This is a genomic window from Pseudomonas sp. 8O (assembly GCF_902506495.1).
GTDB classification, from domain to species: domain Bacteria; phylum Pseudomonadota; class Gammaproteobacteria; order Pseudomonadales; family Pseudomonadaceae; genus Aquipseudomonas; species Aquipseudomonas chaetocerotis.
Map to the genome: position 1 here is coordinate 526470 of NZ_LR733264.1, position 14689 is coordinate 541158.

General features: G+C 55.9%; 12 protein-coding genes. 8 read left to right on the forward strand and 4 right to left on the reverse strand.

Annotated elements, in window-relative coordinates:
• Window positions 1-34: 34 nt before the first annotated feature.
• On the reverse strand, window positions 35-835 hold the full coding sequence (locus GV002_RS05250) for a hypothetical protein (protein WP_160017364.1): 801 nt from the start codon (window positions 833-835) through the stop codon (window positions 35-37).
• Window positions 836-1077: 242 nt separating this feature from the next.
• Here GV002_RS05250 and GV002_RS05255 point away from each other — a divergent pair, with 242 nt between their 5' ends.
• Window positions 1078-1536, forward strand: coding sequence for a GNAT family N-acetyltransferase (locus GV002_RS05255; protein ID WP_160017365.1), 459 nt, complete (start codon window positions 1078-1080; stop codon window positions 1534-1536).
• Between the two features lie 127 nt (window positions 1537-1663).
• Here the strand turns inward: GV002_RS05255 and GV002_RS05260 are convergent, their stop codons facing one another.
• The 3 genes from GV002_RS05260 to GV002_RS05270 all read right to left on the reverse strand — a co-directional run bounded on the left by GV002_RS05260 (window position 1664) and on the right by GV002_RS05270 (window position 6264).
• A complete protein-coding gene (locus GV002_RS05260; RefSeq protein WP_218580337.1) occupies window positions 1664-1894 on the reverse strand; it encodes a hypothetical protein in 231 nt (76 codons plus the stop codon).
• Between the two features lie 135 nt (window positions 1895-2029).
• On the reverse strand, window positions 2030-5041 hold the full coding sequence (locus GV002_RS05265; RefSeq protein WP_160017366.1) for an RNA-directed DNA polymerase: 3012 nt from the start codon (window positions 5039-5041) through the stop codon (window positions 2030-2032).
• Window positions 5042-5325: 284 nt separating this feature from the next.
• Window positions 5326-6264, reverse strand: coding sequence for a LysR family transcriptional regulator (locus GV002_RS05270; protein ID WP_160017367.1), 939 nt, complete (start codon window positions 6262-6264; stop codon window positions 5326-5328).
• A gap of 89 nt (window positions 6265-6353) precedes the next feature.
• Here GV002_RS05270 and GV002_RS05275 point away from each other — a divergent pair, with 89 nt between their 5' ends.
• The 7 genes from GV002_RS05275 (at window position 6354) to GV002_RS05305 (ending at window position 14534) form a co-directional block, all read left to right on the forward strand.
• Window positions 6354-7172: an NAD(P)H-dependent oxidoreductase gene (locus GV002_RS05275; RefSeq protein WP_160017368.1), complete on the forward strand. Its 819-nt coding sequence runs from the start codon at window positions 6354-6356 to the stop codon at window positions 7170-7172.
• Window positions 7169-7459, forward strand: a complete 291-nt coding sequence (locus GV002_RS05280) for a hypothetical protein (RefSeq protein WP_160017369.1) — start codon at window positions 7169-7171, stop codon at window positions 7457-7459. Before GV002_RS05275 ends, GV002_RS05280 begins: the two co-directional genes overlap by 4 nt.
• 296 nt (window positions 7460-7755) lie before the next feature.
• A complete protein-coding gene (locus tag GV002_RS05285; protein ID WP_160017370.1) occupies window positions 7756-8685 on the forward strand; it encodes a LysR family transcriptional regulator in 930 nt (309 codons plus the stop codon).
• Between the two features lie 595 nt (window positions 8686-9280).
• Window positions 9281-10993 carry a sigma-54-dependent Fis family transcriptional regulator gene (locus GV002_RS05290; protein ID WP_160017371.1) on the forward strand — a complete coding sequence of 571 codons (1713 nt, stop codon included), beginning with the start codon at window positions 9281-9283 and terminating at the stop codon, window positions 10991-10993.
• A gap of 299 nt (window positions 10994-11292) precedes the next feature.
• Window positions 11293-11871, forward strand: coding sequence for a nuclear transport factor 2 family protein (locus GV002_RS05295; protein WP_160017372.1), 579 nt, complete (start codon window positions 11293-11295; stop codon window positions 11869-11871).
• Between the two features lie 236 nt (window positions 11872-12107).
• Window positions 12108-13583 (forward strand): aldehyde dehydrogenase family protein, encoded by a 1476-nt coding sequence (locus GV002_RS05300; protein ID WP_160017373.1) that lies wholly within the window; start codon window positions 12108-12110, stop codon window positions 13581-13583.
• Window positions 13584-13982: 399 nt separating this feature from the next.
• Window positions 13983-14534: a helix-turn-helix domain-containing protein gene (locus GV002_RS05305; protein ID WP_160017374.1), complete on the forward strand. Its 552-nt coding sequence runs from the start codon at window positions 13983-13985 to the stop codon at window positions 14532-14534.
• Window positions 14535-14689: the final 155 nt, after the last annotated feature.

Genomic DNA, 14689 nt, shown 5'->3' on the forward strand with positions numbered 1-14689 from the left:
AGTGACGCGCTGGCTTGTCCTTGCCTGTTCGTCGTTACGGCTGCGGTTCTGTCATCCAGAACATCGGGAACTGATCGAAGGGGTAGTGCTTGCCATCGTAGCGGACGGTGGTACTGACCTTGCGTAGCACGGGTTCCTGCCAGCCTGCGCGAACCTGAGCGGTTAGCACCAGGTCGGCATAGCCATGGGCTTGCTTCGACCCAAGGCCCAGCGTCAGGTCGGCTCGCTCCGATTGGAAGTCACTATCCGTGACACAGGACGTGCCCTTTAGCGTCGTCCACGAATACAGATAGGTGGCAAACACCGGCCTCAGCCGAGGCCCTTGCGGCACTACCAGCGTCAGCAGGTCATTGAAGCCTGCATCCGGACAGCTCGCCCCGCGCGCGACACTGCGCACCACTACACCGAACGCGCGAACGCCTGGCGCCAGGTGATAGCGCGCGGTATCCAGCCACAGGCTACCGGCATCTATTTCCAGTGCGGCATCTTCGCCAAGGTAGTCGTCATAACGTTCGCGCAATTGCCCGCTCTGCGTGTCCACCTTCGCCACCAGCCAGTTGAGGTTGCGCTCGCCCGCTGGCGTGGCGTCCTCGGCGTCACGGTAAGCCAGGGTCACCACGGACAACGCCGGATCATCCGGCCAGGGCTTGCAGGCAGCCGCCACCAACGGCCCGTCGCCGCGCCCGTCAGGGGGCGTCCAGCCTTGTTGTCCCAGTTGGGTCGCCAGTGAGTCCAGCAAGGAAGCGTCGCAGGGCTGTGGCTGGCGCGTGTCGGCGTGAGCGAGGGAGAGCAGGCAGAGCGCGAAGGCGGAGACGATGCTGCGTAAACGGTCCATGTTGGTGAGTCCTTGTTCGACCCCATTCGTCTGAGCGGAAACCGCAGGTGTGGGGTGTGGCGACTTTACGCTGAAAGATGGGAGAGGGTGGAGTAGCTGGACTATGTGGGAGGCTGCTATCGGCCAAAAGCGGTCATTCCGGAGGAGAAATAGTCTCTCCACTTTTCACCGTTGCGCTTGACCCTATTCCCTCCTTACGGCTACATGCGCGTACTGATCAAAAAACCAAGGAAGATCCCCACATGCCCCGCCTGGTCTGGCTGCGCGACCATATGCAACACAGCGACACCCTGGCGCAGTGGCTGCATCAGCAGTTCGTATACGAGTTTATCGAGCAGCCCTTGGCCGACTGGCAGCGCGAATTCGCGGAAGGCCAGGGCAACGGTGATTGGCAATGCCTGATCGCACTAGAGAATGACCAGCTACTTGGCGGTGCTGCACTCGCCGTCAACGATCTGCCCGAGCGCCCGGAGTTGGGTCCCTGGCTCGCCTGCGTCTTTATCGCTCCGCAGGCAAGGAAGCGAGGCTTGGCGGAACAGTTGATAGAAGGCATCTGCGCCGCCGCAAAGGCCAACGGCACCACACGGCTGTACCTGCACACCCATGATCGCAGCGACTACTACTCCAAGCGTGGATGGCAGGTGCAGGAATTTTTTCAGGCCTGGGGCAAGGAGCAGCGGTTGATGCTGCTAGATCTCTGAACTCGCCTAGGTTTGAAGAAGAAGGTAGAGAGCAAAAATCTGGGAAAGCGGATGCTCGCAACAGGGATGAACAGGCCAGTAGCTGTTGATGCAGGAGCATCAATATCGTGGTCTGTCCCCAATTGTTTCAGTCCCCAATTGTTTCAATTGTTTCGCAATTGTTTCGCCAATTGTTTCGCTTCGCTTTGCCAATGGTTTGCCCTTGCTGCTTTGGATCATGTTTAGAAAGACCGGCGGTATTTACTTGAAACTCAATGTCGGCATGGGATGGCTCGCGATAATTGCCATTATTTCCTGAGTCGTCTACAAGCTGCGCCAATGCATGGACGATCGTATCTGTAAGCGGGATGGTATTCATAAGCCTCTCACCCTTTCCCTGCGGCTGACTATCCGAGTGCCAGCGAATGTGGTGCGTTGAACTGATGTGACTCAACAAATCTATCGCGCATCAGCAGTGCAAAGCGTTGTTCTCTATACCTATTCATTTTCTAATTTATGCCTTGGGTAATACTTTCCGATCCGCGGCCATATCCTCGCTAAAACCATCTGGTACAGGCTTAAAACCTGAGGCTGGCGAGCGGTGGCTGGACTGGAACTGGCGCAGGCTCAATACGTCGATTTCACCTGTAATGCAGTAGTCGTGGTTGCCACCCTTGACGCGCAATATGTCGCGTTTCCAGCGGTCCTTGTATGGGGCGCGGATACGGCTATCACCGAAGCGGCGGTTGTTGCACTGGATGATGTAGGCATGAATATCTAGGGCGGCAGACTCCACCAGCGCATTGAATGTGTCGGTGTCGCTGTTCCACTCTGGGACAAACAGCGCATCGACCTGGCCGCGTAGGTCAGCGCGGTAGCGGATATTCGTCAGCTCGCTACAAATCATGATGGCAAAGCGGAATTCACCATGCTGGATGACCGGAGGCTTTTGCCACTGCTGTTCTTGAGCGGGCTTCAGCTGTAGGCCAGCCAGACGAAAGAGTTCTTGCTCCTCATGGAATGCTGGACGTTGTTTATCCTGGCGATAGAGCATCAGCGAAGGGAACCCAAGACCGTCGTGGGTGAGCGAAGCCCAAACCTGGTGGCGTACATACTTTTTCGGCGCGTGGAGGTACTCGACCCCGGTGATCAAAGATATGCCACGGCCCTTGAGCTTGTCGGCGATACGCATAAACCATTGGGGTGGTAATGCCACTTCCGGGAGGATCAAGTAACCGGCGCCGTCAGGCCGAGAGATTAGTTCGTTGATCAGGCGATTGATCCGTTGGTAACGGTGCAGACCGTCCGGGTCGGGCAATCCCATGATCGCGGCGGTAAAGCTTTCATCTTTGGTTTCCAAGCTCGCTACAGCGATGGTCTGCTTGGCTTTGGGATCTCCGTCGGGGATATACAACACCTGCTTTTTGTCGAGGTGCGGCATCTTGTGCTCAGTCAGCTCAAAGCCTCGTAGTGCCTGCACCACCAGCCCCAGGGTCTGGCGGCTGGAGGCAGCAAAAGGAGTGGGCACTATGAGGTAGAGCTCATTGAGGCTGAACGGTCGAGTGGCAAAGGTAAGTCCAGGCGGTGTACCGCGTTTAAACCTGAGCCAATTCGCCAGCGTGGCTATGCCGTCGCTCATCTCATCAGGCAGCAATTTCTCTAAGTCAGCAGTTGTGAGGTTTTTACGGAGTGGAATACCGCGCTGGCTGACCATTTCCTGAGGAAGGCCTGCAAAGCGAAGGGGAATATGGGCAAGGTCGAAGCTGAACATACGAGCTTGAAGCTTCTGTATGTTCTGGCTGGTGATGTTCATTGGCCTGTCCAGGAAGTTACTCCAGATGATGAAGGCAAGGCTCTCCATATGGCTTGTCATCTGGTTCTTCCAGGCGGTAGCCCCCGACTTGCTTAGGCGGGAAGGAAAAGCTGAAACGATGCTCTGCGCTGTAACTTCCCAGATAGATCGTTTCCACAAATGTCGGGCTTCGGCTGGCACGTCGGTCACGGTCAGACTTTTGATCTCCAGAGTGCAGTCATTTTCAACTTTGTTGATTAGGCCAGTGAGTGCGCTGATGATCTTGTCTAGGTACTCAAAATCTTCACAGGCCGTAGCCATACGGATGATACGTGGCAGGTATTGAGCCAGCTCGAAGAACTTCGCCGGGGTCAGCAGATGCTCAATGACTGCGGCGAAAAAGGCATGACGGTGTGCTTGCCAGTCCTCTGGGGGGATATCACGTTCGAAGGCTTCGTAGTTGCGGAGGCTGAGTGCAAAGCCAGCTCGGTGCAGCGTCAGAGCATCAGTTTTGCGTAGGTTGTCTGCTTGCTCACCGGCCAGGTTGGTAGCTTTGAGCAGATCCGTTGCCACGGTGTTGGGCGAATTCGGCAGGTCCGGTAAAGCGCGCCATTCGCTGGCACGTTGGTTGATCTGTTCGGAAATGGCGTTGACCAGAGCGGTGCCTGCAGAGCCCCCAAGTATGAACAGCTTGTTTTTGCTGTTTTCAAAAGCGATGCGGTCCTTTTTGAGATAGTCAGGCTTGAACAGGATGCTGCCTTTATCTTTTTTGAGCAGATCCTTTCCGCCGTCGCGACTAAAAATCCACTCCCAAAACTGCTCGGTGCTTTTGATGTCGCTGGCGTTTTCCATGACCAGCAGAATGTCATCCACATAACGACCGTAATAAAGCGGTACCACTTGTTGCTCGATGAACTGGTCGAGCTTGAGTAGCGCGGCGTTTGCGACTACAGCAGACGCAGGCAAACCGACGGGTAAACCTTTTTTCAGCGGTGTTTCTTGTGCCCAGGCCAACAAGGCGGAGATGAACAGGCGGTTAAGTTTTGACTGCGATTCGCTCAGCTCAATTTGGGCTAACTTGAGGAAGCTATCATCGAGCATAAAGCCGGGGCTTAGCTCGTGATAGAAACTGCTTACATCGGCTGTCAGGGCTAATACTTTTTTCTTCTCGCTCAGGGCAGTGCGCATCGCCTTGATGCCACCGTCGCGCCACTCGCGAAAGGGCCTGAGGTAAGGTTTGAAGGAGCCAAGTGCCCACGTGTTGATCTCGTCATGCCGGTTACGACGTAGGCGGCTGCCAAAGACGTTGCTGCTGAGCTGCTTGTCGAAGAGACCGCCGACTTCCATCATCCAGAGCGATGACAGCACGTGAAAGTCGATGCTGCAGCGGGCCATGAGGCGGAATACGGCGGTGGGTTGATTGCCGGCCTCCGTCGCGCTTAGCCACTCAGCTTCCGGTGAGGCGAAGATCAGGCTTTGATCCTTCTCTGCCTTCTCTGGCCGGATTTCTTTGGGTGCCAGCGTCCAAGTGCCGAGAAAATCGGGCTCTTTCACCCAATCCTCGCTACTGGCTTCAATCTGTTCTTTCAGACGAGCAAGGTTTTTGCCCAGATCATCTTCATAGTCGACGATGTCGAACAGCGAGGGGTTGGTTGAGTAGTAGAGGTCAACCTTGGCCTTGCGGTAGGCAAGGCCAAGGTCGGAAAGCGATACCGATATTTGAGCGACGTCCATTTCTTAACCTTCGGCAATCCTGAGATATCCCGGATATTACCGAATGCACGCATGACTGGGCGAAAGTAATGCAAAGTGCTCGATCTCTACTAAAAGGTTGTCATGAATAGACTACCGGACTACCCATAGGCAATTTAACGGGCAGCTTTTGGCCGGTAGGCGCCTGTCGTGACAGGCTGTAACTGGCCAGAGCAGCGAACACTATTTCCGTTTTTAAGCCATGTCTGCGGCGAATACACAAACGCCGCGAGCTACGTGAGGCCGCATTTGAATAATGCGATGAACTACCCAGCCTGACTATTCGATTCGTTGAACTGGGATGCTCGAGAATCGGCTACGAGAGTGATGAACTCACGCACCCATCTGAAGCCGGCGTGTCCGTCTGACCGCTCATGCCAGAACATGCCAATCGCAAAACCTTCCACCGGCAATGGCGGGGCTACGCACAGCAACTGCTCGTCGCGACCTTCTACAAGACGTCGTGGCACCAGGGCCACACAATCCGACTGCGCGACCAACTCCGGTACTGGAAGAAATGACGACGCAGACAGGACTACGTTACGCCGCAGCCCTCGCGCTACCAAGGCGTTATCCACCGACGTAGAGAAGCCTCCGCCGCGTAGTGACACCACCACATGTTCCAGCTGCGCGAACTCATCCACCGTCAGGTCCGCGCGCAGGCTTGGATGCCCACGACGTCCAATCAGCACATAACTCTCATCGTAGAGGTGTTGCGAGTGGAGTGCTGGCGGAGCCCCGTTCATGTTTATCACGGCCAGATCCACTTCGCCGCGGGTCATCTGCAGCTCCAGCTGTGGTACGTCCAGGATGCGCAGTGCGATACGGACACCCGGCGCTTCGGGTCGCATGGCGACGACGAGATGCTTGATCAAGGCCGCCTGCACGTAATCCGTGCAGGCGATTGATACCGTCAGGCTCGCCGTCGCAGGCTCGAAATTCAGGTGAGTAGTGACGGTGGCCCTTACTTGGTCAAGTGCTTGGCGAAGCGGCACCAGCAGCTCCAAGGCTTTGACGGTGGGGGTCATTCCACGCTGCGCGGGGACCAGAAGAGGGTCATTGAAGACATCGCGCAGACGGCTCAACTGCGCGCTGACTGCTGGCTGGCTCAAATGCAGACGGGCGGCGGCCCTGGTCACATTCTGCTCGATGAGAAGGGCCTCCAACGTCACAAGCAGATTGAGATCAAGGCGTCTGGTATCCATCGAACTTATGCTAGCAGGAAAATTTTGCGATTTCACAGAGGGTCCGAGCCCCGCGACACTCCAGCGACATTACAGCGGAGCCGTCCTTCATGTCGAAAAAAGTACTGATCATCTATGCCCATCCCGAGCCTTCGTCGCTAACGCGGCAACTGGTGGATGTCTCTGTTGAATGCTTGACTGCGCAAGGGCACGAGGTCCTGCAATCCGATCTATACGCCATGGGCTGGAAAGCAACGTTCGACGAGCACGACTTTCCCGATCGAGCGAACACTCAGCGGCTATCGTTTGGCGCAGAGTCTGCTCACGCATATCGTCATGGCCGCCAGACCGCCGACGTAGCGGCAGAGCAAGACAAGGTCATTGCGGCAGATGCCGTGATCTTTCAGTTCCCGCTTTGGTGGTACGGTATGCCGGCCATCATGAAGGGATGGATAGATCGTGTTTGGGCAGCCGGACTTGCCCACAACTTCAAGGACGCAGGCAACACCTATCGCTACGGAGATGGGGCCTTCAAGGGCAAGCGGGCCATGTTGTCAGTCGCTGTCGGTGGCCCCGCAGAAGATTACTCGCCGCGCGGTATCAACGGACCACTTGAGCAATTGCTGTTTCCGATCACGCACGGCTCGCTCTACTTCCCAGGGTTCGATGTGCTGCCTACGTTCGCCGTATACGGCACTGGCCACTTGACTGCCGTCGGTGCTGACGCGGCCAAGGAGGCTTGGCGCAGCCGTCTGGAGGGTTTGTTCGAGGACGCGCCGATACCCTTCCGGCCCCAGAATGGTGGGGACTACACGCCCCGCAACGAGCTTGAACCGCATGTGGCCGTGGGCCAGACGGGGATAACGGCGCATGTTGCTGATGGCGAAACAACTCAGCGGCAGCAGCTGGAAACGGAGGGGGCGTTATGAAAACCTTCGTGATTCTGACTCGCCGCGCTGATGGAGCGGCAGATGACTTCAAGCGACTGGCGAAACCGGAGGTATTGCATGTTTGGCAAGGCTTCGCCGACGGCATTGTTCGCGCGGTCCATGGGCTGGCCGCTGGCCCCGGTGCAGCGTTTGAGCTGGAGTCCGCCACCTTCGAAGAGGCGCGCGATTACATCGAGGCGCTGCCTTACGTTCAAGAGAATCTGCTACACGTGCAGTATTGCGCGCTCAAGCCTTTCTCTGACTACGAGAGACTCGTTTCCGCCTGATTAACGATCAGCGCAGATCAACTCCGTTTGCACGGCGCTGCATGCTGCAGCGATTTGCTCGCAGCATGCACGTTGCGCCAGGCCGGGACTCGTTTGATGTGAGGTGGGCCCGTACTGAGTCAGACGGTGCCCGTACGCTGTGCTCTATCCAATCGATGTGAATCAGTTCCGCGGAGCAGCCCTTAGGGTCCCTCGATCCCGCCGATAAATCTGCTTTCTGCTGGTATTGTGCAGATCCAACTGCACCTGGGCGGTCAGGCTTAAAAGCATGCAAGCCAATTTCTGTGGATCAGAGCATGAATAAACTATCTGAGATGCATGCTTTCGTTGCGGTAGTGGACAGCGGGAGTATTTCCGAGGCCGCTCGTCGTTTGGGCACGGCCAAGTCGATGGTTTCTCAGCGCATTCAGCAACTCGAGAAACGTCTAGGATGCATCCTGCTCGAGCGTGGCCGGCAGACTCGCCTGACTGAGTCGGGTGAGGTTTTTTACCGTCATTGCACCGGAATTCTCGCTGACATAGAAAATGCCGAGAATGCAGTTCTGACGTCTCAGTCGAGTGTCCGTGGGGATTTGCGCATCGCTGCTCCGATGGCTTTCGGCATGAGATATCTGACGCCGATTTTGGCCTCTTTTTCCAAGCAATATCCTGAGTTGTCTCTGGACGTTGAGTTCGACGACCGGCGCGTCAACTTGCATGAAGAGGGCTTTGATGCGGCGGTGCGTATAGGCGAGTTGCCGGACTCTTCCCTGGTGGCCAAGACCATTACTCCCAACCGCCATATCATCTGCGCCAGCCCTGACTATCTGAATGCACATGGCACGCCACAGACACCACAAGACCTGGCTCAGCATTTCGCCTTGCTCTATGTCAATCGCGAACCACATGGCATGTGGACGCTACCGGTGAACGACACATTGGAGTCATTTCGTGTGCGCTGCCGAATGCGCACCAACTGTGGTCATCAGCTCATGGAAGCGGCGAAAGCAGGCCTCGGTCTGGCTATATTGCCCACCTTTCTGGCCGCGCAGGCCATCGTGGACGGTGAGCTGATAGAGGTGTTGGAGCCTTATGCTCCGCGAGGCGGCAATATTTCTGTGGTCTATCGCCAATCGCAAAAAGGCTCGCACAAGCTTCACGCACTGAGCAGCTTCCTTAGCGAGCAGATCGGCAACCCGCCAATATGGGACCAGATGCTGGCAACCAGTTCGCAATCCCGGCAGTGAGTCGTTCGAGAAAAACGAAACACCGATTCGATTTTTCCAGGCTTATGGAGAGGGTCTCTCCGACTTATCCTTTTTTCAGCTGAGCGCGCTGTACGCGAAAGGATCAGTGTCAACGTTCCATACCCCTCGCCGTGGCGTGTTTGCCAGGATGTATTCGGCTAACCCGTGTGGTTTGGTGCGTGGAACCAGGCCTATTGGCAGGCCGGTAAAGGCTTATGGCTAGGCTACCGTTCAGAGCAACGATTATGAGATTGCCTGAAATTGCAGGTGCAAGCGTCAGTCACTGCGTTCACCCCGGTCCTCGAGCGGGCATTCACCTGGTAATCGAAGCAATGGGGGAGAGGCTTCGTGTAGCGCCCGGCTTTCGCTCAATCCAGCGACTTGAGCCGTGGCCGTCTTAGTTGATCAGCCCTTGATCATGGCTCCAGCGCTATCCGTTAACCCTGCGCCGCCCTGGCGGCTTCTCCGGAGCAGGCCCGCTCTGCGCATCCATACTGACTGGAACCGTGTGATATCACGATCACTCGCTTCGGTCCTCTTATTCGGTGGCACAGATCCATCAAGCCGCTCAAAACAATAATCGAGGCCTCCTTCAATGGCTATCAGCTACAAGCCGGAGCTGCAGTATTCCGGCTTTCAGGACCTAAGCGATCAGGTTCGCTTCCAAAGCACAGAAGGTAAAATCTGGTTTGGTGAGCAGCGCATGTTGCTGATGCAGGTGTCGGCGATGGCTAGTTTGCGCCGTGAACTCATCAATACCCTCGGCATCGAGCGCGCAAAAGGGTTCTTCATGCGCCTTGGCTACCAATCCGGGCTCAAGGACGCCGAATTGGCCCGCAAGCTCAGGCCAAACAGTCCGGAACTGGAGATGTTCCTGGTTGGACCGCATTTGCACTCCTTGAAAGGCATGGTCAATCCGAAACCCATCCAGTTGGAACTGGATCAGGAGACCGGCCACTTCTATTGCGAGCTTGAATGGGTTGATTCATTCGAGGTCGAGACCTGCCTGACGGAGGTGGGTGTGATGGATGAGCCGGTTTGCTGGTCCTTGCTGGGCTACGCATGTGCGCACTGCTCTTCGTTCATGAAACGCGAAATCATCATTCAGGAAACGAGCTGCCGCGGGTGTGGTGATGAGCGCTGCATCATCATAGGGAAACCCGCTGAGGAATGGGAGAACGCAGCAGAGTTCAGAAAGTACTTTCAAAGCGACCCCATCATCGAGGAGCTGTATGAACTGCAATCGCAGGTCAGCTCACTGCGCACGAGCCTAGAGAAGCAGGAAGGCCAGTACTACGGTATCGGGCGCTCCCCTGCCTATATGAAGGTCTGCAAGACGATCGACAAGGCAGCCAAGGGCAAGATTTCGGTCCTGTTGCTCGGAGAAACCGGTGTCGGCAAGGAGGTCATCGCTCGCAGCGTGCATCTTCGCAGCGATCGCGCCGAGCAAGCCTTTGTCGCGGTGAACTGTGCTGCCATTGCGCAGGACTTGATCGAGGCTGAACTGTTCGGCGTTGAGAAAGGCGCTTATACCGGCGCCAATCAGACCCGCCCGGGGCGCTTCGAGCGCGCTAGCGGCGGGACCATCTTTCTGGACGAGGTGGTAGAGCTGACGCCCAGAGCGCAGGCGACCTTATTAAGGGTGCTGCAAGAGGGGGAACTCGAACGTGTGGGGGGCTCTCGGACCCATAAGGTCGATGTGCGAGTCATTGCGGCCACCAATGAGAGTCTCGCCGATGCGGTCGAGGCAGGCCGGTTTCGCGCGGATCTTTATTATCGCCTGAACGTTTTTCCGGTTCAGGTCCCCCCTCTGCGTGATCGGCTCGAGGACCTGCCGCTGCTGGTCGAGCACTTTCTAAGCAAGTTTCATCTGCAGTATCACAAGCGCACGCTAGGTTTGTCGGACAAGGCACTAGAGCTGTGTCTAAGTTACGCGTGGCCTGGAAATATCCGCGAATTGGAGAATGTGATTGAACGCGGCGTCATCTTGACTGACAGCAACGAAACCATAGGACAGGACGCGCTCTTTGCGGTTTTCCCGAAGGCCGGCACTGTGCGTGGTGATCGTCTTAACGCCGATGGCGCGCTGGTTCAGGCTGAGGACACAGCAAGCTCGGCCGATTGGGTCACGCAAATCTTCGAACGAAACATAAGCCTGGAAGCTGTAGAAGAACAGCTGATGCGACGGGCAATGGACCATGCTCAGCAAAACGTTGCGCAAGCCGCTCGAATCCTGGGATTAACTCGACCTGCGCTAGCTTATCGTCTTAAGAAAAGCGACATCCTTGATGAGGAGGCAACTGAGTAATTTCAGTTGCCTTCTCGGACGGATCCAATCGATTGCGAATTTTTGTGGCATTAACCAATTGATCAATGGGCTGCCATGATTTATCAAATGATGAATTCAACCCTCTTCGATAAACAGTGGATTTGAGCTGAACCCCGCCAGCTACAAGTCTATCCTGCTGATAAATATAGCTTTTCTCCAAGTTTTGCTGCGATGGCATACCCTTTGCTGTAGTCCTGCCAGTTGCTGGGTATGTACCCCGTACTTAGCGACGTGTTTGTTCTTACGCATCACAAATGGTAGTTAATCGGAGAAAACCCATGATCACCTCTAAAATTAAATCGCTCGCTGCAGCAATTACGCTCGCTGCGTGCATTGTGACTGTTACTCCTGCGGTCGCGCAGTCAACCAGCGAAGCACAGTCTGCGGCTTCACTTTCGGTAGTCATGGAGTTTCTGGCCAATACTGCGCCCGATAAGGTTGAGGCAGCTGCCGAGAAGCTGGCAGCTCCGGACGCCACTTATGTTTCTCTCAACTTCGATAACCCGGAATTAAGGAAAATCTTGCCTTGGACTGGCACAAACAAGGGCCCGAAAGCCTTTAGTTCATTATTCCTGCAGGTCCAGGATTACTGGAAAATCGAAGACTTCACCATCAGCACTAAAATCTCCTCCGGAGAAGATGTGGCGATTTTCGGTAAGTTCACCTACCGGTCCGTGGCGGTCGACCAGGTATTCACTTCGCCGTTCTCCATCCATGCCAAGGTGCGTGACGGCAAGATGACCTATTTCCAGTTCATGGAAGATACCTACGCGTCTGCCAGTTCCTTCCGACAGTCTGGCTCCTGGACTGTGAAGACCTCTGCGAACGCAGCCCCCTTTGCGGTGGGTGCGGATTAACGATTTTGATCGCGAGGACCAAGCCTTGTGTCGGCATCCCAGAGAGTGAAAACACTCCTGGCGTGCCGGCAGATAGCGCCCAGATGAGGGAGCGCATCATTGCCAAGCTCTCGCTATGCGCCGTTTCCAGAGATGCCGTTGGCGCCAGCCAGGGTGACCTGATGGTCGCCGAACGGATTGCTGCCATGCGGGGACAGGGCCCGATAATTCACACCAGGCAAACCCAGGAGTTAGCCATGAGTATTCATACCCCGCACACGTCCAGGCATGCGTTGAATTGGGTCGGCGGCGAGTGGATGGGCTCGGATACGATCCGTGGATCCATCAACCCTGCCACCTATGAGGTCATAGGTACCTATGCCGAAGGGGGGGTTGAAACCGCTGAAGCGGCCATCGTCGCGGCGAAACGCGCAATGCGCGAGACCGATTGGGTACACGACCGCAAGCTGCGCGCGCGCGTGCTCGACAATCTTGCAGACGCGTTCGAACGCAATCGGGGCGAACTCATCAAGATCCTCTGCACCGAGAACGGCAAGATTCAACGCGAGGCCAGCTTCGAAGTCGATCTTTGCGCGTCGTCACTGCGATATTTTGCCGGCATCGTGCGCACTGAGGCCGGACGGGTCGTGGACTCCAAACCGGGCAGAATCGCGATGATGGTGCGCCAGCCGATGGGCGTGGCGGGAATCATCGTGCCTTGGAATTCCCCGATAATCCTGACGGTACGATCACTCGCCCCTGCATTGGCGGCCGGCTGTGCGGTAATCGTCAAGGTGCCGGGCAAGAGCGCGCAGATCGCCTCGACCCTGTCCAAGATCTTCAGCAACGTAACGGTACTGCCCCGCGGCGTGATTAATGTCTTTACCGACGAGACTGGCGATGGAGCCAAGCATCTCGTCACCTCGCCGGAGGTGCCGATCATCAGCTTTACCGGTAGCACTGGGACCGGCAAGGCGATCGCGCTCAGCGCCGCACCGCACTTCAAGCGAGTTGGACTGGAACTCGGCGGTAAGACGCCATCGATCGTGTTCGACGATACGGATCTCGATCTTGCGCTACCCATCCTCGAAAAGTCAGTGACAGTGTTTGCGGGCCAGTTCTGTGTGACGGGTCAACGGGTGATTGTGCAGGAAGGGATCGCCGACGAGTTTCGCAAACGCTTTGCCGAACGCCTGCGCGCGGTAAAGGTCGGGCCTGCGGCAGACCTGTCGAGCGACATGGGCCCGATGATCGACCGCGAGAACGTCGAGCGCGTCGATATCCTGGTTGAGCGCGCCATTGCGCAGGGCGCGGAGGTCATTGTGCGAGGTGGTCCGGTGGCCGAAGGCCCGCTGTCGAAAGGCGCATTCTTTCGCCCCGCGTTTCTGGAGGTGAGCGATCCGACGATGCCAATCGTCCAGGAAGAGACGTTCGGGCCGGTGGTCACCATGCAGAGGTTTGCTACGGAACAGGAGGCCGTTGCGTTGGCCAACGACAGCATCTATGGCTTGGGAGCGAGCATCTGGACGCGCGATCTCTCCAAGGCGCTGCGGATCGCGCCGCGGATCGAAGCGGGTATGGTCTGGATCAACGAGTGGGGCGCACTCGGCGAAGACACCGAGGAGGGCGGTTCCAAGCAGTCGGGGCTCGGCCGTCTGAACGGTGTGGCTGCGATCGAGGACTTCACCGAGATCAGAACGATCACGCTCAATCCAGGACTGATGGATAACTAAGTGTGGCCTGATGCCGGGGCGCTATAACGTCAGCATCGGGGGCAGATATCTCCAACTTCGCCTTCGGCGGTCAAGATGTCGTGCCACAGGGCAATCATAAGCGTCGATTGATTTTGGCTGGCAATAAATGTCACGCATTTGGACCTCCAGCTCTTCTGACTTCTCCATCCGTGAGGCCATGAAGCGGGATCAAGAAACGGGCGTCAGTTGTAGTAGATATGTGCCGGTCGAGTCAGTTTGTTCCTGCGAGGGTTTTCGTGAATTTTGGCGGCGCACAAGCATCGGAAATATTTCTCAAATAACTATTATGGTGTCGGTTGTGTTGAGAGCACACCAGTTGACTATCTCATAAGTAATACGAAACTCATGAATTAACCACCCGATCTAGGAGCGCGAGCTATGAGCGAAAGTATCGATACGGGTATTATGTTGAGTAACAGTAGCGTCGGTCGCCCTGACCGTGCAGAACAGGCAAGACGACTGTTGATGTTGCTAATGGAAACGGAAAGAGCAATTTATCGTGATCCTGATATCGCATCGACTTACCTTAATCAGGCAATTAGCTTGCTGACAGTCACCAGGCATAACAAACACAACCCATACAAGCCTCGCGGAGGGTTGGCGAGCTGGCAGATGTCGCGCGTAGATAAATTCATAAATGACAATATCAGTAGCAGTATACGGACAGTCGAACTTGCCTCATTGCTCAGTTTGAGCGCCAGCCATTTTACACATGCCTTCAAACAAACGACCGGTATGACCCCTTTGGTATACGTAGCGACTATGCGTGTGAAGGCTGCGCAGCAATTTATGCTTTGCTCCATGCATTCCTTAAGCGACGTTGCGCTAAGTCACGGCTTCTGTGATCAGGCACACTTTTGCCGTGTATTTAGGCGGGAAACAGGGTTGTCGCCGCAAACGTGGCGAAAGTTATATGCCTCCAACGCCTGACTATCCAATCCGTCATTTGACAAAGGTCACCACTGCATCATGAGTGGGGGAAGTCCGGTTATGTAATGGGATGCTATTTAATATTCTTGAGGTTTCACTTGATCGTCCTGCTCGTGGTGTATCTGTTCATGCCCATGGCCACGCGCGTGTTTGCA

What these genes read in the sequence shown, in the direction of transcription:
- GV002_RS05250 (WP_160017364.1), bottom strand. Translation starts at nt 835, where the DNA reads ATGGACCGTTTACGCAGCATCGTCTCCGCCTTCGCGCTCTGCCTGCTC.
- GV002_RS05280 (WP_160017369.1), top strand. Translation starts at nt 7,169, where the DNA reads ATGAAAACCTTCGTGATTCTGACTCGCCGCGCTGATGGAGCGGCAGAT.
- GV002_RS05260 (WP_218580337.1), bottom strand. Translation starts at nt 1,894, where the DNA reads ATGAATACCATCCCGCTTACAGATACGATCGTCCATGCATTGGCGCAG.
- GV002_RS05255 (WP_160017365.1), top strand. Translation starts at nt 1,078, where the DNA reads ATGCCCCGCCTGGTCTGGCTGCGCGACCATATGCAACACAGCGACACC.
- GV002_RS05295 (WP_160017372.1), top strand. Translation starts at nt 11,293, where the DNA reads ATGATCACCTCTAAAATTAAATCGCTCGCTGCAGCAATTACGCTCGCT.
- GV002_RS05285 (WP_160017370.1), top strand. Translation starts at nt 7,756, where the DNA reads ATGAATAAACTATCTGAGATGCATGCTTTCGTTGCGGTAGTGGACAGC.
- GV002_RS05275 (WP_160017368.1), top strand. Translation starts at nt 6,354, where the DNA reads ATGTCGAAAAAAGTACTGATCATCTATGCCCATCCCGAGCCTTCGTCG.
- GV002_RS05270 (WP_160017367.1), bottom strand. Translation starts at nt 6,264, where the DNA reads ATGGATACCAGACGCCTTGATCTCAATCTGCTTGTGACGTTGGAGGCC.
- GV002_RS05290 (WP_160017371.1), top strand. Translation starts at nt 9,281, where the DNA reads ATGGCTATCAGCTACAAGCCGGAGCTGCAGTATTCCGGCTTTCAGGAC.
- GV002_RS05265 (WP_160017366.1), bottom strand. Translation starts at nt 5,041, where the DNA reads ATGGACGTCGCTCAAATATCGGTATCGCTTTCCGACCTTGGCCTTGCC.
- GV002_RS05305 (WP_160017374.1), top strand. Translation starts at nt 13,983, where the DNA reads ATGAGCGAAAGTATCGATACGGGTATTATGTTGAGTAACAGTAGCGTC.
- GV002_RS05300 (WP_160017373.1), top strand. Translation starts at nt 12,108, where the DNA reads ATGAGTATTCATACCCCGCACACGTCCAGGCATGCGTTGAATTGGGTC.